Raw genomic sequence first — 19,096 nt, 5'->3', positions numbered from 1 at the left:
CCTAATTAATTTTGACCATCCGAGGAAGAACCCATGATTCCTCGACATCTAACATCGAAAAAATATGAAAAAAGTATTTACTCCTTTTCATCGAAGTTCTAAACGAACCTCATGTACTTTCTTACTCTTACTCGGACTTGGTTTCTCACCAGCAATGTCCTATTCCTTCCATTCAACAGCCACAGCAGCGGAATGGAACAAACAACAGAAGATTTCAGTTTCAGGTATCATCTACGATCAGAGCAGCAATACAGCGATCAGTGGTGTTACCATTATTGCTGATGGGAAAGCAATAGGAACTAGTAATCAAAATGGAGAATTTTCCATTCAGGTCGATGCAGGAAAACCGGTCAGCTTCCAAAGCTTAGGTTTCCAGACGCATAGCCAACAATGGAACAGCGATTCAAAATCAGTTCGAATCAACATGACTCCTTCTGATGAATCCATCCAAGAAGTGGTAGTAACGGCTTTAGGGATAAAAAGAGAGGAAAAATCCTTGGGTTATGCGGTCAGTAAGGTAACTGCTGAGCAAATGACCGAGGCTACCCCAAGCAACTGGGTAGATGCGATGAAAGGAAAGGTTGCCGGATTGAACATCACACAAGCGAGTTCAGGTCCTTTAAATACAGCAAGAATTAACCTAAGGGGAGACCGTTCATTAGATCCAGGCAAAAACGAAGCACTGATCGTGGTGGATGGTATCCCTATGGTTACTGGCCGCTTCAGTTCGGGCGTAACGGATGCTTACGGCGCTGGCTCCAGTGGTGCAGATAAAGATATTCCTATCGACTTTGGAAATGGTCTGGGCGATATCAACCCTGATGACATTGAATCCATCTCGGTATTGAAAGGTGCTGCCGCTACCGCACTGTACGGTAGCCGTGCCGGAAACGGTGCATTGATCATCACTACCAAATCAGGAAGAAATAGCAAAAAAGGAATCGGGATTTCCATTAACTCCAACACCAGCTTTCAATCAGTCCTGAAATGGCCTGCATTCCAATATGAATATGGACAAGGAAACCTGGAGCGTAATGCTGCAGGGGAACAATACTATTCATACGGACTAACAGAAGACGGAAAGAATACGGGGTCAACCTCCAGTGCATTTGGACCAAAATTCGACGGTCAGGAATATTTCCAATATGACCCAAGCACCGAAATGGGCGGCACCAGCAGAACGCCATGGGTTCCCTATAAAGGCGGTGTAAAAGATTTCTTCAACGTCGGAGAAACCTACATGAATAGTGTTTCCTTCGATGGCGGCAATGAAAACTTTACCACAAGAGCTTCATTGACCCATACCAAAAACTCATGGATCATGCCTAATACCGGTTTTGAGAGAATGGTGGCCTCCATCAATTCAGCTGCAAAACTAAGTGATAAGCTGAAGATCAACATGAAAGCCAATTATACCAACAAAGGCAGTGATAACCTTCCGGGAACAGGTTATAACAACCAATCCATTGGCTATTTCATGATTTTCCAAAATCCAAGCATCAGCCTAGACTGGTACAGACCGATGTGGAAAAAGGATAGAGAGGATATCGAACAGATCCATCCTTTCAGCTCCTATATAGAAAACCCATTTGTCATTGCCTATGAAATGACCAATAGCTTAAAGAGCCATGGAATCGATGGGATGTTACAAGGGGTTTATACCTTCAACCCAAAATGGGAAATCATGCTCCGTTCGGGTCTTTCCATGCGTTCGGATATCAGGGAACAGCGTCGCCCTTGGGATACCGCCAACTTCCCGAAAGGATACTATAAACAACAGGACCTGTTCTACATGGAATCCAATACCGATGCATTGCTTTCATACAATGATCAGATCAATGAAGATTTCAATATCCGCGCATCTCTTGGTGGTAACCTCATGAAACGGGACATCAAGGAAGATATCGGTGTGGCTAGAGGCTTGACTTCCCCTGGGGTGTACAAATTAGCCAATGCCTTGACGACTCCTGTTGCTGAAAATACAGCGACACAGAAAGAGATCCAGAGTGTGTTCGGAATGGTAAACCTAGGCTGGCGAGACATGATCTTTGTCGATGTGACCGCTAGAAATGACTGGTCCTCTACCCTGCCAAACAGCAGCCGTTCTTACTTCTACCCATCGGTGAGCAGTAGTTTTGTGTTGAGCGAGATGATGGAAATGCCAAGTCAGATCTCTTTTGCCAAACTTCGCCTATCTTGGGCGCAGGTTGGTAATGATGCAGATCCATACCAAACGATCAAGTATTTCAACAATTCCATTTTCCCTGGTTCTGCAGAAGCGCCTTCCCTATTGCATAATGCAGACCTTAAACCGGAGATTTCAACCTCTACAGAAGCGGGTGTGAATGTTGCCTTCTTCAACAATCGCTTGACAGCCGATGTGAACTATTATTTCAACCGTTCCAGAAACCAAATCCTGATTGTTCCACGTGACGTCACTACAGGCTTCAGCTCTGAAGTGATCAACGGAGGTCTGATCCAGAACAAAGGCTGGGAAGTCAGCTTGACCGGAACGCCCGTGAGGAACGAAAACTTCCAATGGAACGTAACGGCAAACTGGGCAAAGAACAACAATGAGATCCTTGAGTTAAGTGAGGGTGTGGAAACCCCGCAACAGGTCATTGCATCCAGCGGATCGGGCGCAGCGGAAATCATCGCGACAGTAGGAGGTTCAACCGGTGACCTTTGGGGTTACGGATTGGTACGCAACGATCAAGGTCAGGTGATTTATGACGCAAAAACTGGCTTGCCGGTTCGCCCTGCTGATAAAGTTAAAATTGGAAATGCCTATGCCGATTGGAGAGGTGGATTCCACAATGAATTCAGATACAAGAACTTTACCTTAAGTGCATTGATCGATGGTCAGTACGGTGGTATCGTTTATTCACAGACACACCACAAAATGTCTGAGCAAGGTAAGTTGGAACATACCCTACGCGGCCGTGAAACTGGGAAGATCGTAGGTGATGGAGTAATCCAAAATGCAGATGGTTCTTTCAGTCCCAATACCAAAGAAGTAGCGATCAACACTTACTATGGTGATTACTACAGAAGAGCAAACGTGGAAACCAATAGCTTCGATGCTTCTTACCTCAAGCTTCGTGAAGTGAGGTTTGAATATGCATTGCCTAAATCCCTGGTTTCAAAATGGAAAATGAACAATGCTTCCATCGCATTCTTTGGACGTGATCTTTTCATGATCACCGACTTCCCAATGTACGATCCAGAAACCGCAGCATTAAATGGTGCCACCATTATGCCGGGTGTGGAGATGGGCCAAATGCCAAGTACAAGAACCTTTGGAATGAATTTGAAAGTAAACTTCTAAGCTGAAAAACAATGAAAATCAACTATAAAAATATCCTTATCGCTCTTGTTCTTTCTGCAGGATTGACAGGATGTACGAAAGACTTTGACGAGACCAACAATAATCCCAATAAATTGGAATTTGTTGCTCCCGGTACCTTGGTAACTCCAACAGTATATGGAATGGCCACTTATTTTACCGTTCGAAGCAATGACTTCACTTGGGAAATCATGCAGGATGGCCTTGCAAACCCTAGCGCTGCCAATGGTATACACCGCTATTATTTTACGGAACAATCTGGTGATGGAACTTGGAACAATTGCTACAGGTACCTGAGAAATATCCGTGAAATGGAAAGTGCAGCTATCAATGGTAACACTAAGCTTCCGGTATACGAAGCGGTGGCCACAACCTTGAAAGCCTATATCGCTGGCATCTTGACCGATAGCTTTGGTGATGTACCTCTTTCTGAGGCCATGAAAGCGGAAGATGGTGTGGACCAACCTGTTTTTGACACACAGGAAAAGATCTATACGGACATGATTGCGGCCCTAGAAAAAGCCAATTTACAGTACACTGACCCTTCAGAAATGAATGGGAACGACCTGTTGTACAATAACAAAAAAGATAAGTGGCGTAAATTCAATAACTCCATGTTATTGCGCTACATCTTAAGAACCTCAAAACGTTCGAATGTATATGCGAAGATCAAGACCATTTTAGATGATCCTGAAAAATACCCGATCTTCACTTCCAATGATGATGCAGCGATCTTGAGTATCACTGGTCTTTCACCTTACGACTATGCCTGGGGCAGACGCCAAGACTATGTAAATTTCACAGCGATGGCTTCTTTCTTTGTGGACAACCTGAACAGCTTAGAAGATCCAAGGAGACCGTTTATCATGACCCAAGCAACGGAATTGGTTGACGGTAAAATTGTCCCTATCGGCTATAAAGGAATCCCTGCTGGTCACTCTGGCGATCTTTCAGGCATCAGCTATAGCCCAAGTACACCGAATGGCGACCTGATGTATCCAGAAGTGGTTGGCACCCCGATCAAGGAATTGATCATGACCTATGCCGAAGTAGAATTCATCAAAGCAGAAACCTATAATGCCTTGGGATTGACTGCAGAAGCGAAAGCAGCTTATGAAAAAGGGGTGAAAGCTTCTATCGAACAATATGGTGGTGTGATGCCAGCGAATTATTTCGACAATCCTGCGGCAGCATTCAATGGTACGCTCGAAAGGATCATGCTCCAAAAATACCTTTCCCTCTTTATGGTCGATTATCAACAGTGGTTTGAATACCGTAGAACTGGATTTCCAAAACTGCCAAAAACAGAATTTATGTTGCATGATGCTGTCATGCCAACCCGTTTTATGTATAAAAATGAAGTCCGCCGATTTAATCCGGACAACTATGCAAAAGCTGTTCAGCAAATGGGCGGCGATACCTTCCATACCAAAGTATGGTGGGAAAAATAAAATTAAGCACCTAAGCTAAAAAAGAGAGGCTGTCCCTGAAGGGCAGCCTCTCTTTGCTAAAAGGAAAAAGCAATAGACTAAATCTCCAAAAAGGGCCTCTATCGCTCAAAAACGACTCTTTTGACCTACCAAACGTCCGATTGTATTCAAAATGATACAATTTGAATATTAATAAGGACAGCATTTTAGGTACGACGTAACATTAATTTAACACTATAATAATAGTAGATTAAATTATTTGTTAAATCTATAACCGCTATAATTCAATGTTTTAACAACTTTCTTAAAAATAGTTTAATGATTAAATATCGATAAGTGGTAAGGACTTGAGCACTGGCATTGATATCGATAGCTTAGGTTGATTCTGTATGACAATAACACATGCAGGATCAATCATTAAAAACAATTATTGATAACAAAAAAAAGATCTATGAAAAAGTTATTATTGGGATTATCATTCCTATTGGCCATTGCAGTATTTGCTGTTTCTTGTAGCAAAGATGACAATGTAAATGAAGTAGTATTGCCGAGCAAAGCAAACACTTTCTTGTCGGCCAAGTTTAAAGGGGCTAGCATCGTTAAACTATCCAAGGTGAATGATAATCAAACCAAGAAAGAATTCGAAGTTATCCTAGACAATGGAATCAAAGTAGAATTTGACAAAGATGGCAATTGGGTAGAAATTGAAGCCGTGAAAGACGATGGAACCATCCCTAATGAATTTGTTCCTGCAAAGATCCTGGCTTATGTGACCCTAAATTACCCCAACTTAGGTGTAAACAGCATCGAAATTGAAGATGATGGCTATGAAATCGAATTGACTGATGGTACGGACCTTGATTTCGATCTGGAAGGAACCTTCATTAAGATTGACAAATAAGAGATCAAAGCAATCTTCCATACATCTCAAAATAGTTGGACTGCCTCATGGGGCAGTCCTTTTTTGTTCCTAGGTGGTTAAAATCTTCTCTATAAAGAGTAGTTTTTCGGCAGTTTACAACCATAATTTCTAGAAGGTCTCTTGAATATTAGTTTACCCATATTCGAGACATATTCGGAAAATTCGGAATATGTCTCGAATGAGGTCAATATTATATCTAAACCTTCATCCATAGGTATTTCCCAATTTCGAATAAATATTATCGATAGATTATCCAGCTTTTTCAAATTTTCCGTAGATTAATTAGCTGAAGTGATCAAAATCTACGTGAAACAACAATGAAATATAGAATATTACCCTTTTTGCTATTGCTATCCACTTTTATTTCCTGCCAGAACCAAACAGGACAGAACACAGATACTAAAGAAAAAAGATCAGAATCCAGTTCGGCAGAACTCTATGCAAAAAAGACCTATACCCTACCCACAGAATTGAATGAAATATCAGGTTTGACCTTTCTCCCGAACAGCCAAGACATTGCTTATGTCCTGCAGGATGAAGAAGGTATTGTCTTCACCTACGACCTCGAGAACGGCAACATCAGTTCTCAATTTGAATTCGGTCCCGCTGGCGATTACGAGGAAATCACGACGGATGGTAATTATTTCTATGTGCTGGAAAGCAATGGCGATATACATAGTTTCCCGGTCAGCATGGATGTTGACCAAGGTAAGGTGAGTACTTTCAGAGGTCAGTTAGAAAAAGGAGAATATGAGTCCATGGCTTATGACCAGAAGAACAACAGACTTGTTGTTTTCTGCAAATCCTGTAAGGCCGATAAAGGGAATACAAAGCTAACAGGATATGTGCTAAACGTTCTGGATCAGGGCGACCTAAGCCTTAATAAACAGTTTAGCATTGACCTGAACAGCATTGCGAACATTGACCCAAAATTTAAGGATTCCTTGAAACCTTCGGGTTTAAGCAAGCGGAACTCTTCGGATGAGTGGTTTCTACTCTCCTCTGTGGACCGCCTTTTACTGATCTTCGATGAGAGCTTCCAAGCCAAGGAAGTTCATCACTTTAAAAAGAAACAGTTTGAACAACCTGAAGGCATCAGCTTCAACAACCAAGACCAAATGTTTATCAGTAGCGAAAAAGGAAAAGCAGATAATGCATTTATTTATCAGATCAACATGAAATAATCATGAGAAAAATACTTTTTATTGCCTTTCTATTCCTTTTTCAATTCGCTATCGCCCAGCAGGTTGAGCAACGATTGATCATTTTTGGAGATGCGGGAGAAATCAACAGCAAACAGAGTTTCCTGATCAAGAATGCCAATGGTCTTCAAATCCCAAATAAGACCAAGGCCTTTTTTATAGGGGACAATATCTATCCTACTGGCATGGCCCTCAGCGGCAAGAAAAAAGAAGAAACACAGGAAATCCTAAAATCACAATTTGAAGGCTTTAGGGAACTTCAGGTTCCCGTTTATTTCTTAGCTGGAAACCATGATTGGGATAGATCTGGAAAAGAAGGTCTGGAAAAAATCAAGGCCCAAGCTGATTTTCTCAATAATTATGGCGACCCTGGTCTAAAATACCTTCCGGAAGCTGGCAAAATCGGTCCAACTGTACTTACGCTAAATCCCAAAACCATAGCCGTTTTATACGACAGTGAATTCTGGCTCTTCCCGCATCATAACCGTGATGTAACAGCGGAAAAAGATCAGTTCATTGCCGATATCAAAAAGATATTGGAAAAGAACAGGGACAAAACAGTGCTTATGATTTCCCATCACCCCATGGTATCCTTTGGTGACCATAGCTTAATATACAACTGGAAAGACCATATCTTCCCGCTAACTGATGTGAAGTCCTCTCTCTATATCCCTTTACCCGGTATTGGCTCTCTGTATCCCCTTTTACGGACGCATGTAGTCAAATTTGCAGAAGACCTCAAACACCCTATCTACCAGGATTTGATAAAAAGGGTGACCGATGCCACAGCGGAACATCCAAAGGTATTGTTTGTCGCAGGTCATGACCATGGTCTACAATATATCGAACAGGATAAAATACGACAGGTGGTCAGTGGTTCTGGGTCGAAACAATCAGATATCCATCAAAGGGAACCTCTGAAATATGGCTATAATAAACAGGGTTTTTCGGTTATTGATTTGCTGGATAACGATAAAGTCAGGCTGACCTTTTATATCGATAGTCCTAAGGACTCCTTGACGAAGTCGTATGAGGTATTGGTTGAGTTTTAGATTAAGGAATGTTAACCATTAAAAACGCTCATCTACACCTTTAGAAACACAGCTGTAGAACAACTCTTAAATTAAATTATAATTCTTCAGAAGATACTCAAAGCAAAAGCATTGCTTGTTACTAAATTTTATTTACTTTAGAATACAAATCTAGTTGCAATATGCCAGTATCCCCATTTCATCAGGACAGCTATAACAAACATGCGGACTGGTACAAAAACACCTTTCCATCTCCGGAAAAGAAACACGAAGTATTGAACAGGTTTATCAAATACAGAGGTAGTATTAATCATTGGTTACAGTCTATATTTTTTGACAGCCTAAAACCCCTTCTTATTGATAAGGAAAAAATTTGGATGACTTTAGGCGACGCATATGGACATGACGCCGCTTTCTTGCTGAATAGCGGAGTGAAGCAAGTGATTGCGACAGACCTTTCGACTGACTTATTGGAAGTATCTAAAAAGCTTGGTTTGATTACAGAATATAAATCAGAGAATGCAGAAAGTATATTAATGGAAGATAATAGCGTGGATTATATCCTTTGCAAGGAAAGTTATCATCATTTCCCAAGACCATATGCTGCCTTGTACGAAATGATCAGAGTAGCCAACCATGGTTTTATTATAATTGAGCCTCAAGATCCTATTTCTAGAATGTCTCCATTATTATTCATCACGAATATATTGGAAAAATTAAGCCCAGGCATGATCAATAAAATATGGAAAAACCGATTTTCATACGAACCTGTTGGCAATTATGTCTATAAAGTTTCTGAGCGAGAATTTGAAAAATATGCAGCAGCACTCAACCTCCCATGTATTGCTGTAAAACAGTTAAATCCTAATTTTTGGTTTCTTGGCTGCGAAAAAATACAAGCTAAGAATACAAATCATAAATTTATGGCAATCCAAATAAAAAAGATTTTCCGGGATATGTTGACCAAGTTTGGCTTGGCTCCTAGCCAAACCCTTTGTATCGCAGTTTTTAAAACCGCTCCTTCTCCCGAGCTGAGAAGAGCATTAAAGAAAGATGGATATAAATTAACAGATATTCCTCATAACCCTTATTTGTGATGGAAAATTAGTGCCCCACACATTATTTCAATCCCTTCCCTATTCCCATTCCAAAAATGATTATTTTTAATCATCACAAATCACCAATTATAAAATCACATGCAGCTTAAATCTTTTGTAACACTCCTTATTCTACTATTCCATGCAGCCTTTCTTTTGGCTCAAAAACCAGATTTAGTAAAATACGTCAATACCCTACAAGGGACACATTCAGAATATGCCCTTTCTTATGGAAACACTTACCCGACCATAGGACTACCCTTTGCGGTACATTTCTTTTCTGCGCAGACCGGAAAAAATGGCGATGGCTGGAAGTATCAATACCAAGCCGAAAAGATCAGGGGGTTCCAGCAGGTACATCAATGTTCACCCTGGATGAACGACTATGCGGTATTTTCATTGATGCCGGGAATTGGGGAATTGACCGTCAATGAAGATCAGCGTGCATTGAAGTTTTCACATGCTAATGAGATTGCCAAGCCACATTATTATTCCGTAATATTTGACAATGGCATACAGACAGAAATCAGTCCGGTGGAACGAGGGTCACACATGCGTTTCAGTTTTCCAAAAACTGGAAGAGCAAACTTGGTGTTTGATGGCTATACCAAAGACTGTGAAATCAAGATCATACCGGAAGAAAGGAAAATAATTGGCTATGTAAACAATGGAAGGATAGTACCGGAAAACTTTAAGAGTTATTTTGTCCTTGAGTTCAATCAAGATTTTAAATCCTATGGGACTTGGGAAAACGAGAAAGGGACGATTAAAGCCAATAATAAGCAGGATCTAGGTAAAGGTGTAGGTGCGTTTTTGGAGTTTAAGCCGGGTTCCAAGGTAGAAGTCAAGATGGCTTCCTCTTATATCAGTCCCGAACAGGCCGAACTCAATTTTAAACAGGAATTAGCTGACCATAAAAATTTAGAGGTAACCAAGAAAAAGGGATTTGAGATCTGGAATGAGCTATTGAATCGGGTTTTGGTGGAAGGTGGTTCCGAGGAGGATAAGGCCACATTCTATTCCTGCCTGTTTCGGGCAAACCTATTCTCCAGGAAGTTCTATGAAATAGATGCCAAGGGCAATCCCTATTATTACAGTCCTTATGACGGCAAGATCCACACCGGATACATGTATACGGACAATGGATTTTGGGATACCTTTAGGGCTCAATTTCCATTGAGCAACATTCTACATCAGCAGATGCAAGGCAGGTATATGCAATCTCTATTAGATGCCCAGCAGCAAGCAGGTTTTTACCCGACTTGGTCCAATCCAGGCATGTCCGGTGTCATGATCGGAAATCATGCCATCTCATTACTGACCGATGCTTGGGTGAAAGGAATCAGAACCTTTGACCCCAATTCAGCCTTAAGTGCCTATTACCATGAAACCACCAACAAAGGCTTTTATGGAGGATCAAATGGAAGAGAAGGCTGGAAGGAATATTATACCCTTGGCTATATCCCATACGGTGACATCCATGAGAGCACTGCAAAAACCTTGGAATATGCATACGATGATTTTTGCGCCTATCAATTGGCGAAGTTGACAGGCAACACTTTCTATGAAAATGTTTTTGGGCGACAGATGTACAATTATCGAAATGTATTTGATCCACAGGTCAATTTTGTGCGGGGGAGATTGCCGAATGGGGAGTGGAAACCAGATTTTGATCCCGTTGAATGGGGCGGTCCCTTTACAGAAGCAAATGCTTGGCAATATACCTGGTCGGTCTTGCACAATGTTGAGGATTTAATCGGCATGATTGGTGGCGAAGAGAGATTTAATGCCAAGTTGGATTCCTTTTTCACGATGGATCAAAGCATAAAATACGGCAGCTATAAGCAGGAAATCCATGAAATGCGCGAAATGCTATTGGCCAAGATGGGTCAATATGCACATGGCAATCAACCTACCCAGCATGTCCCTTACCTCTACAACTTTAGCGGCGAGCCTTGGAAAGCACAAAAACAGGTGCGCATGGTCTGCAAGCAATTGTACAATGCCACGGAAAAAGGCTATCCCGGCGATGAAGATCAAGGACAGATGTCATCATGGTATGTCCTTAGTGCCTTAGGAATCTATAGTGTATGCCCAGGAACGGACCAATATGTGATCGGAAGTCCGGTGTTCGAAAAGGCAACCATCAGTTTAGAGAATGGAAAAACTTTTGTTATCCAAGCAAATAACAATAATGAAGCGAATGTTTATATCCTATCAGCTGAACTGAATGGTAAACCCTTGGACAAGAACTACATCACCTTTGATGACATCAATAAAGGCGGTGAAATGGTCTTTCAGATGAGTGGTGCTCCAAATAAAAGCAGAGGAACCAGTAAAGAGGCAAGACCATTTTCATTGCAGCAAAATCGGTAAGGAATTAGTCTTTTTTCATGGCCGCAGCCTTAAGGTCATCCGGCATTTTCTCAATGGCATATCGCAGGGCAGTCCTTGGCATGCTTGCCTTGTGCTTCATAACATAGTCGAAAACCTCTTTTTCATAGGCTTTGCTGGTTTCTTTCAACATCCAGCCATAGCCTTTCTGCACCATATCATCAGGGTCCATCATGAGGATATCGGCAATCTGAAAAACATCGGCCAAGTAATAGCCTCTCTTACCTGGAACCACCAAACTAACCGCTGCGGCACGCTTGGTCCAGCGATTTTTGGACTTTGCCCAGGTCTTCAGCATTTTTACATTTTCTGGAAATTGAATCAGATTATAGCCAATGGTCGTACAGCAAAGCGTATCACAATCCGACCAATTGTTGACATATAGATTGACCCAGTTTGCATAGATCTTCATGTCTTCCGCCTCATAATGTTTACGAAGGGATTTAGTGATGATACATGCAATATAGGCTTCTTCAAAGATCTTGGATTTCCAAAGCTCATCACATAAAGTAAAGATATCCTGTTTTGGCTTTTTCTTGATATCCTGATAAACCTCCTTGCCTATCTTTCGAACAATTTCAATGGGAACGCCATAGCGTTTTGCACCTTCTCCTTCTTTAAAAAAACGAGCCATGGAGTCAGAAGTGGCATTATTGACATTGTCAATTAAGGTTTGCCGGATATCAAGCAAAAGATCATTCATGGAATCAAATTTAGAAAAATAGATAGAGGAAATTATTCAAAATACTTGTGAAACCAAATGCAGAGATCGATTTAGTTTGGCAGGCATGTCTGCCAGTCAAGGAAACTTGGATGAGCTACTGGAGCAATTGCAGTGTAAATAATCTAAGCTAAATCACTAATAACCAAACATAAGGGAATATTTTTTGTTGTAATTTTGTACAATCAACTTACCACAAAAAACCTATGAAAAGAAGAACCTTTATCAACTCCTTAGGTATTGGCTTTGCCTCTTCCCTACTCTTAAATTCCAATGGATATGGTAGTCCTTTGGCGGATCTATTCGAATTGGCAGCAGACGAAAGGGAACTTGCCGAACATAAAATAGATAGTATAGTTTTTTCTAAAGTAAAACTGAACTATCCAAGATTAGTTGGAAAAAATGCCAGATTAGACCTACATGGCCATGGTCCTGAGTTGGACATCTGTTGCTTGAGGACGGATCAAGGCGCAATGGGTTGGGCATCCCTTCGTGGATCAAAAAAAGATGCCGAACGGTTAATCCCTGAGTTAGTTGGTAAAAAAATATCGGAACTCTTTACTCCAAAAGCTGGGACACTTTCGGAAAAACATATCGCTTTTGACATGGCCTTGCATGATTTGGCCGGTGTCATCCTTCAAAAGCCAGTTTATGCTCTATTAGGCAAAAAAGACCCCTTTATTACCAAGTATTATAGCGGCATGATCTATTTTGACGATCTAGAACCTAAGGATCAGCCCGCCGGAATCGATAAAATCCTGGAGGAGTGCCTATTCGATTACGGCGTGGGATACAGACAGTTTAAATTAAAGATAGGTCGTGGCCATAAATGGATGCCCAAAGCCGAAGGTTTGCAAAGGGATATCGAGGTGACAAAGGCCGTTGCTGCTGCCTTTCCAGACTGTGAGATACTGGTTGATGGAAACAATGGCTTTACGAGTGACGAGTTTATCCAATATTTAAAAGGTATTGCTGGAATTAAGCTTTTCTGGATTGAAGAGCCTTTCCATGAAACGGTCGAAGACTATAAAAAGCTTCGGGACTTTGTTCAGCAAGAAAAGTTGGACACCTTATTGGCCGATGGAGAAGCGGATCCAGACCAAGCCTTCCTCAAGAAACTCTTTGAACAGAAGCTCTTGGACGTGCAATTAACTGATATTGAAGGATTAGGCTTTACCAACTGGAGAAGGATGATGCCTGAACTGGTCAAGACGGGCACCCTAGCCTCTCCGCATGCTTGGGGCTCATTACTGAAAACGAATTATACGGCGCATCTGGCTGGTGGTCTGGGAAACACCGTCACCATTGAAGGGGTGACAAGCAGTTCAGACGATATGGACCTGACAGCCTACGCGGTAAAAGACGGGAAATTAATTCCGCCTGATCTGCCGGGTTTTGGTATGCAGTTATTGAAGACCATATAGCAATTAGAAAGTTTTAAGTGTAGTGAAACTCTAAGATCTTTGGTGTAGACATCGGTACCGATGTCTACATATGTTACTTAAGGATTGGGGACTTGAATTTTCTTCGTCTATAGGTTATCACAATGATTTAGATTAAAATAGTATTTTTAAAATACCTTATCACAGCAGGACAGATAGACCATCTTGTATTCTCGTGGTTCAAAATAACGCCTTAAAACAATAAATAAACCACAAGTCATCCATTTAACGCAATATGAAAATTTAATTTATCCTTACAGGTTTAATTTAAATGTTTGCAATACGCTTTTTACTTTGTTGATATATTTAGTGATAAAAATTACTATTAATTAAAAAATAAATTTGCAAGAATAAAATAGTGGTTCTATATTTGAGTGTAACCAGTCCAGAGCTGACCAATAATATTAGGAAACATTCATAATAATAAAGGCAAAGAAATAGGTTATAAAGGAGAAAATCAACAGACCCATTTAATTAAAGATTCAACCCAAATCTCCTACCGTATAAAAAAGAATCTAACAATCATTATTAACCATTTTCTCGTTGCTGTTTTCCATTAACGATTTGCATGGACAAAAAACAAAAATAAGGGAGGCCAACTTACATATTGTTACCAAGAGCCCATTGGTTTCTTAAAGGTGCAGGTGGTTGGAACAAACAATAAGACCAGTCGCTCAAACAATGTCCCTTTAATTATTGTAAGTTCTGTCCCTAATAATAGCATCGATGATGTAAATCCAAACGTTGCCTAAAGTATAAGCGTATTAAGAGATGCATCCTCTGCGGCCAAATATGGGTCAAGAGCAGCCGCAGGGGTCATCTCTCTGAACAATATAATAAAAAACAGAATCTATTTGGTCTTTAAGTGACCGCATTTTCCCTATTCTTTATCACAATATTGCACTTTGCTTAAGCCTTTTATTCCAGTAGGGCTAGATTATGGGGAGCTGCCATTACAACCGTATTAATATGCCCAGTGGGCATTCCACTCTATGCCATTAAAAGGGCTTCGAAAGATCTTTGATATAAATATTCCTGAAATCTACCGGCTGACCTTCACTCTGCAAAGCAATAAAACCACTGCTCAATAGTTTCCCGTCAATCTTAATTTTCGGATCATAACCATTTGCTGTACCTCCACCGATCTGCGGTTTGGAATATTGCAGCACAGTATCGCCTTCAATAATATGCTGGATAAGGGAGTCTCCATAAACAATCAATTCGCCCTTGACCCATTGGTCTTTATCATAGGTCTTAGAAGTCGAGTTCAAGCAATGGGATTCAGCAATCTTGCCTTGGTAAACTACATTGGTTCCTGGGGAGCACATGTTTCCGGTAGGTCTAGGTTTGCCGTCACCAAGTCCAGCTAACAATTGCATTTCGACGGAAATAGGCCAATCCTGTTCTTTTAGCATCCCACGAGGATCTTGAGAATGGAACATTACGCCAGAGTTTAAGAGGGTATATTCAGGTGCCCCACGTTGAAGCTCACCAGCAAACTTATATTCAAATTTCAGGTGATAATAGGAAAACGGAGTCTTATAATACAGGTGGCCAAACTGATCGTTAAAATCGCCGTATTGATCATACCTGATCTTGATGATACCATCTTCCACACGAAAGGTATTCCCAAAATTCTCACCTACCTCATGATGATGGATCTTGACAAACCAATCATCAATATCCTTCCCGTTAAACAAGGGCTTCCAATCAGCATTTCCCTTTTGGGATAAATTGCTCTTACAGCCAGAAAACAATAAACATGCAAACAGAATAGAATAAACAACTTTTTTCATTTTGGTTTTTAGGGTTGATTTGCCTGCAATATACAGGATAATCCCTTGCGGATATAATAATTTAATAAACTTTCCCAGTCCTATATTTTCATGCAAAGTATTAGAATCGCCATGTTCGACATATAAACAAAAGATTAGAAATCCATTTACAAATACAATAGTTTGGGCGCACTCATCCCAAATCCTGAATGTTTTATAGTACATTTACAGCATCACAGTAACCAAACTAATTATTAAATGAACATCCTTCATAAGCTATTGAACAAGATAGATTGGAAACTCAATGTTTCCAGGTCCAGCAAAGAACTTCAGAACAACAAACTGCAGGTACTGACCTTTGATGAAAGCCTTGACTTTTTGATTGATTCCAAATGTTCATTATCCAGATTTGGGGACGGAGAATTTACCTTGATGCTAAATGGAGAGTTCCTGTGTCCAAGGAACGTCTCATTAAAGCATCAGGAAGCAGACCCTGATCTCAAAAAGAGGTTGCTGGAAATTCTGAAGGATAGAAACACCGATCAATACAATTTAAAAATTGCAGTTCCTCGAACCTTAGTAGACCTAGATAACAACAAGTTGACAGATTCATCAATAGGATTTTGGAAACATTATTTAAATGAATTATTCTACAAAATATCATCTTTTCTAAGGAAGGATTACACTTACCTCAATGCGCAGATCAGTAGGTTCTATCTTGATGACAGAAACAAGGATCAAGAGGCAATTGAAAAAAGGATAGCGCATTGGAAAAGACTTTGGGAAGATCAGGATTTATTAATAATCGAGGGCAAAGGCAGCAATCTAGGTAAGGGCAAAGGCTATTATGGAAATGCTAAAAGCGTAGAAAGGATTGAATGCCCGAATAGCAACAGCTTTAAGCATTATAATGAAATCTTATCGGCAGCAAAAAAATATGGAACCAATAAATTAATCATACTCGCCCTAGGACCAACCTCTGCGGTATTAGCATATGATTTGGCAAAGGAAGGGATCAGGGCACTTGACTTGGGCTATCTAGAACTGGAATACCACTTCTTTCTCACGAATGCTACAGATGAAAGCTCAATAGCAGGGATTAAAATCGGGACTGTGGAGAGTATCCAAAACGATCCTTTCCCGGCTACTCAAGAGGATTACGAGGAAAGCGATGTTGTTTTTAGGATATAGAAATGATCTCTATTCCTTATACAACAAGTACTTTTTGCGTATCTCCTTATATTTCTCAATACCGGGCTCCCAAGTTTTACGGATTTGATCCTCCGTCATGCCGGCACGGATCTGATCCTTAAACGCTGACACCCCAACGAGATAGTCGATATTACCGATCTGTGGATGAAACCTTTCAAAAAAGGCAGCTTTATCTGGGCTTTTAGCATAAAGCTCAATCATCCATTTCAGATTAATCTTCTTGGATTTGACCAACTCCTCGAAATCTGTCCCACGTAAGTCCAGACCATAGCAAACCTGGTCCTTATACAATGGATTTTCTGCACGTCCAGGCATAGAAACCGGGGTATAACTGAATTCATAGATTCCCTTGAACATTGGTGCACCTACAACGGTGAATGGAAAATCAGTACCACGTCCATGGTTTAATGAAACCCCTTCAAAAAGGCAGGTTGTCGGATATAATAGAATGCTCTCAGGAGTGTTGAGGTTCGGTGATGGGTTAACAGGCAACTTATACATTAGGCTGTGTTTATAGTTGGCATTTTCAACGACTTTTAACTTACATTTCAGGCCATTACCCAGCCAGCCCTCTCCATTTGCCATAAGTGCAAATTCGGCAACCGTAAGTCCATGAACTATGGGAATTGGAAACTGCCCGATTCCAGATTTGTTTTTCATATCCAAAATAGGCCCATCAATAAAGTAGGCATTAGGGTTAGGTCGGTCCAGGATAAGCATTTCTTTTCCATTTTCTGCCGCTGCCTGCATCACATCCCGTAAGACATTTATGTTGGTATAGAAACGGCATCCCACATCCTGTATATCATAGAGCAGTACATCCACATCAGCAAGGTCCTCCTTTGAAGGCTTCTTCTTTTTCCCATAAAGCGAGATGATCTTGACCCCTGTATTCGGATCTACCTCATCGCCCACAGACGTTCCATTGCTGGCATTCCCCCGGAAGCCATGTTCCGGACCAAAGACCTTGACAATCTCTATCCCAGCATTCACGAGGTTATCCAATAGATGTTTATCCCCTATTATGGAAGTTTGATTGGCAATCAGGGCAACTCTTTTACCCTGTAGCTGTGGCATGTACTTTTCTGTGCGTTCAGCGCCGGTCTGAATGATATCATTGGAATAATGAACCTGCGCAATTAGACAATTCACGGCTAATAACAATGTCCATACTAGGGAAACTACCTTTTTCATAGAACTAAATATAGCATTTTATCAAAAAATTAAAGACCAACTAGCTGCAAATTAAAGCCTTAATGCTACTGAAATCTCTTCTTGCTTTTCAGTATATTTACGAAAATGTCGTAACATGATCCGATTCTACCTATTTCTTGCGTCTCTTTTCTTTGCCCATCCCCTATTGGCCCAACATAGCATTCAAGGGAAAATCATCAATGCAGATGACCGCAGCCCTATTGCCGGTGCCTCAATCTATATCAATAATTCTTCATTGGGAACCAGTTCGAATAAGGAAGGACTGTTTACCCTGCATTCGCCGAACAGGAATGTGGAACTGGTGGTGAGCAATATGGGCTTTGAAAAAAGGGTCTTGGAAATCCAGCTTCCCTTGCAGCACGAGCTGGTCATCGCGATCAAGGAAAAGTCTACAGCTATAGAAGAAGTCGTAGTTACCAATTACCTAAAAGATGGCTGGAAGGAATGGGGCGACTTTTTTATTGAGAATTTAATAGGACAAGGAGACTTTGCCGATCACTGCAAAATCCTCAACCATGAGGTCGTAAAATTCCGATTTGACAAAAAGGCTAATGTCTTGACGGCTATCTGTACCGAGCCACTTAAGATCCGCAATGATGCCTTGGGTTATGAGCTGACCTATGATCTAGGCGGATTTAGAATGGACTTTGGAAGCAGGATGTTTCTTTTCGAGGGTTATGCTTTTTTTAAGGATGTAGGCAAGGGACGGTCTAAATATAAAAAGAACCGAAATGTTTCCTACCTATTGTCCTTGAACAGGTTTGTACGAAGTACCTACAACAAACAATGGGAACAGGACGGCTATATCGTCAGGAAATTGGTTAAGGAAGACAATGCAGTCCGCATGGAGGCCAGACAAAAATATAATGCCATTTTAGACAGCGTTCAGAAGAAATATCGAGGAAACTGGAACCTATTCTATGTCTCTCAAAAGGACTACACGGAAGACAAGGTAAATACCATCCGGAAGCAGATGTCTCAACCCGAGAAAATCAGTTATTTGATGGGGATCATGCAGCCCAATGAAATTATTGCAGATGAGGATAAAGAGAAAGGGCTCATGAAACTTAATTATACTGATTACCTCTACATCATCTACCCTGCTGATTTCTCAAAATCCAAGAACAAGATCTTACAGAAAGCTGCCAGCGAAGTTTCCGAACTGTCTATCGTCGAGACCGATGGAATCATCATTGAGCCACAAGGCTCCTATTTTCCGACTGCTAACTGGATATTGAGCGGCTATGCCGTTGGCTATTCTAAACTAGCCTATATGTTGCCTTTGGATTATGTACCAAGTGATTAAGCT

General features: G+C 40.9%; 13 protein-coding genes. 10 read left to right on the top strand and 3 right to left on the bottom strand.

Translation table 11 applies throughout. From position 1 onward, the window contains the following. Positions 1 to 64: 64 nt before the first annotated feature. From RT138_RS13035 to RT138_RS13005, 7 genes are all read left to right on the top strand, one after another. A complete protein-coding gene (locus tag RT138_RS13035) occupies positions 65 to 3,328 on the top strand; it encodes a SusC/RagA family TonB-linked outer membrane protein (RefSeq protein ID WP_313191041.1) in 3,264 nt (1,087 codons plus the stop codon). Positions 3,329 to 3,339: 11 nt separating this feature from the next. Then, on the top strand, positions 3,340 to 4,797 hold the full coding sequence (locus RT138_RS13030) for a SusD/RagB family nutrient-binding outer membrane lipoprotein (RefSeq protein ID WP_185212676.1): 1,458 nt from the start codon (positions 3,340 to 3,342) through the stop codon (positions 4,795 to 4,797). 430 nt (positions 4,798 to 5,227) lie between these two features. Beyond that, the gene (locus tag RT138_RS13025) at positions 5,228 to 5,677 is read left to right on the top strand and encodes a PepSY-like domain-containing protein (protein WP_313191040.1); all 450 of its coding nucleotides are present in this window, start codon (positions 5,228 to 5,230) and stop codon (positions 5,675 to 5,677) included. A 338-nt stretch (positions 5,678 to 6,015) separates the two neighbouring features. Next, positions 6,016 to 6,882, top strand: a complete 867-nt coding sequence (locus RT138_RS13020) for an SdiA-regulated domain-containing protein (RefSeq protein ID WP_313191039.1) — start codon at positions 6,016 to 6,018, stop codon at positions 6,880 to 6,882. Between the two features lie 2 nt (positions 6,883 to 6,884). After that, positions 6,885 to 7,952: a metallophosphoesterase gene (locus RT138_RS13015; protein WP_313191038.1), complete on the top strand. Its 1,068-nt coding sequence runs from the start codon at positions 6,885 to 6,887 to the stop codon at positions 7,950 to 7,952. Positions 7,953 to 8,308: 356 nt separating this feature from the next. After that, complete coding sequence (locus RT138_RS13010) at positions 8,309 to 9,028, top strand: methyltransferase domain-containing protein (RefSeq protein ID WP_313191037.1); 720 nt, start codon at positions 8,309 to 8,311, stop codon at positions 9,026 to 9,028. A 99-nt stretch (positions 9,029 to 9,127) separates the two neighbouring features. Then, a complete protein-coding gene (locus RT138_RS13005; RefSeq protein ID WP_313191036.1) occupies positions 9,128 to 11,404 on the top strand; it encodes a GH92 family glycosyl hydrolase in 2,277 nt (758 codons plus the stop codon). 4 nt (positions 11,405 to 11,408) lie between these two features. On the opposite strand, the gene RT138_RS13000 is transcribed toward RT138_RS13005, so the two are convergent. Further along, entirely contained in the window at positions 11,409 to 12,125 is a 717-nt protein-coding gene (locus RT138_RS13000; RefSeq protein WP_313191035.1) for a DNA alkylation repair protein, read from the bottom strand. Between the two features lie 224 nt (positions 12,126 to 12,349). Here RT138_RS13000 and RT138_RS12995 point away from each other — a divergent pair, with 224 nt between their 5' ends. Continuing rightward, positions 12,350 to 13,567, top strand: a complete 1,218-nt coding sequence (locus tag RT138_RS12995; protein WP_313191034.1) for an enolase C-terminal domain-like protein — start codon at positions 12,350 to 12,352, stop codon at positions 13,565 to 13,567. Positions 13,568 to 14,583: 1,016 nt separating this feature from the next. Here RT138_RS12995 and RT138_RS12990 read toward each other — a convergent pair. Beyond that, positions 14,584 to 15,381, bottom strand: coding sequence for a DUF1080 domain-containing protein (locus tag RT138_RS12990; protein ID WP_313191033.1), 798 nt, complete (start codon positions 15,379 to 15,381; stop codon positions 14,584 to 14,586). 237 nt (positions 15,382 to 15,618) lie between these two features. Between RT138_RS12990 and RT138_RS12985 the strand changes: the two genes are divergently transcribed. Then, positions 15,619 to 16,551 (top strand): GT-D fold domain-containing glycosyltransferase, encoded by a 933-nt coding sequence (locus tag RT138_RS12985; protein ID WP_313191032.1) that lies wholly within the window; start codon positions 15,619 to 15,621, stop codon positions 16,549 to 16,551. 9 nt (positions 16,552 to 16,560) lie between these two features. Here the strand turns inward: RT138_RS12985 and RT138_RS12980 are convergent, their stop codons facing one another. Beyond that, positions 16,561 to 17,766 (bottom strand): DUF1343 domain-containing protein, encoded by a 1,206-nt coding sequence (locus tag RT138_RS12980; RefSeq protein ID WP_313191031.1) that lies wholly within the window; start codon positions 17,764 to 17,766, stop codon positions 16,561 to 16,563. A 115-nt stretch (positions 17,767 to 17,881) separates the two neighbouring features. Here RT138_RS12980 and RT138_RS12975 point away from each other — a divergent pair, with 115 nt between their 5' ends. Continuing rightward, a complete protein-coding gene (locus RT138_RS12975; protein WP_313191030.1) occupies positions 17,882 to 19,093 on the top strand; it encodes a carboxypeptidase-like regulatory domain-containing protein in 1,212 nt (403 codons plus the stop codon). Positions 19,094 to 19,096 lie beyond the last annotated feature (3 nt).

It is taken from the genome of Sphingobacterium sp. (assembly GCF_032065005.1).
In the GTDB taxonomy this organism is placed as follows: Bacteria; Bacteroidota; Bacteroidia; order Sphingobacteriales; family Sphingobacteriaceae; genus Sphingobacterium.
This window is presented reverse-complemented; position numbering and strand designations above follow the sequence as displayed.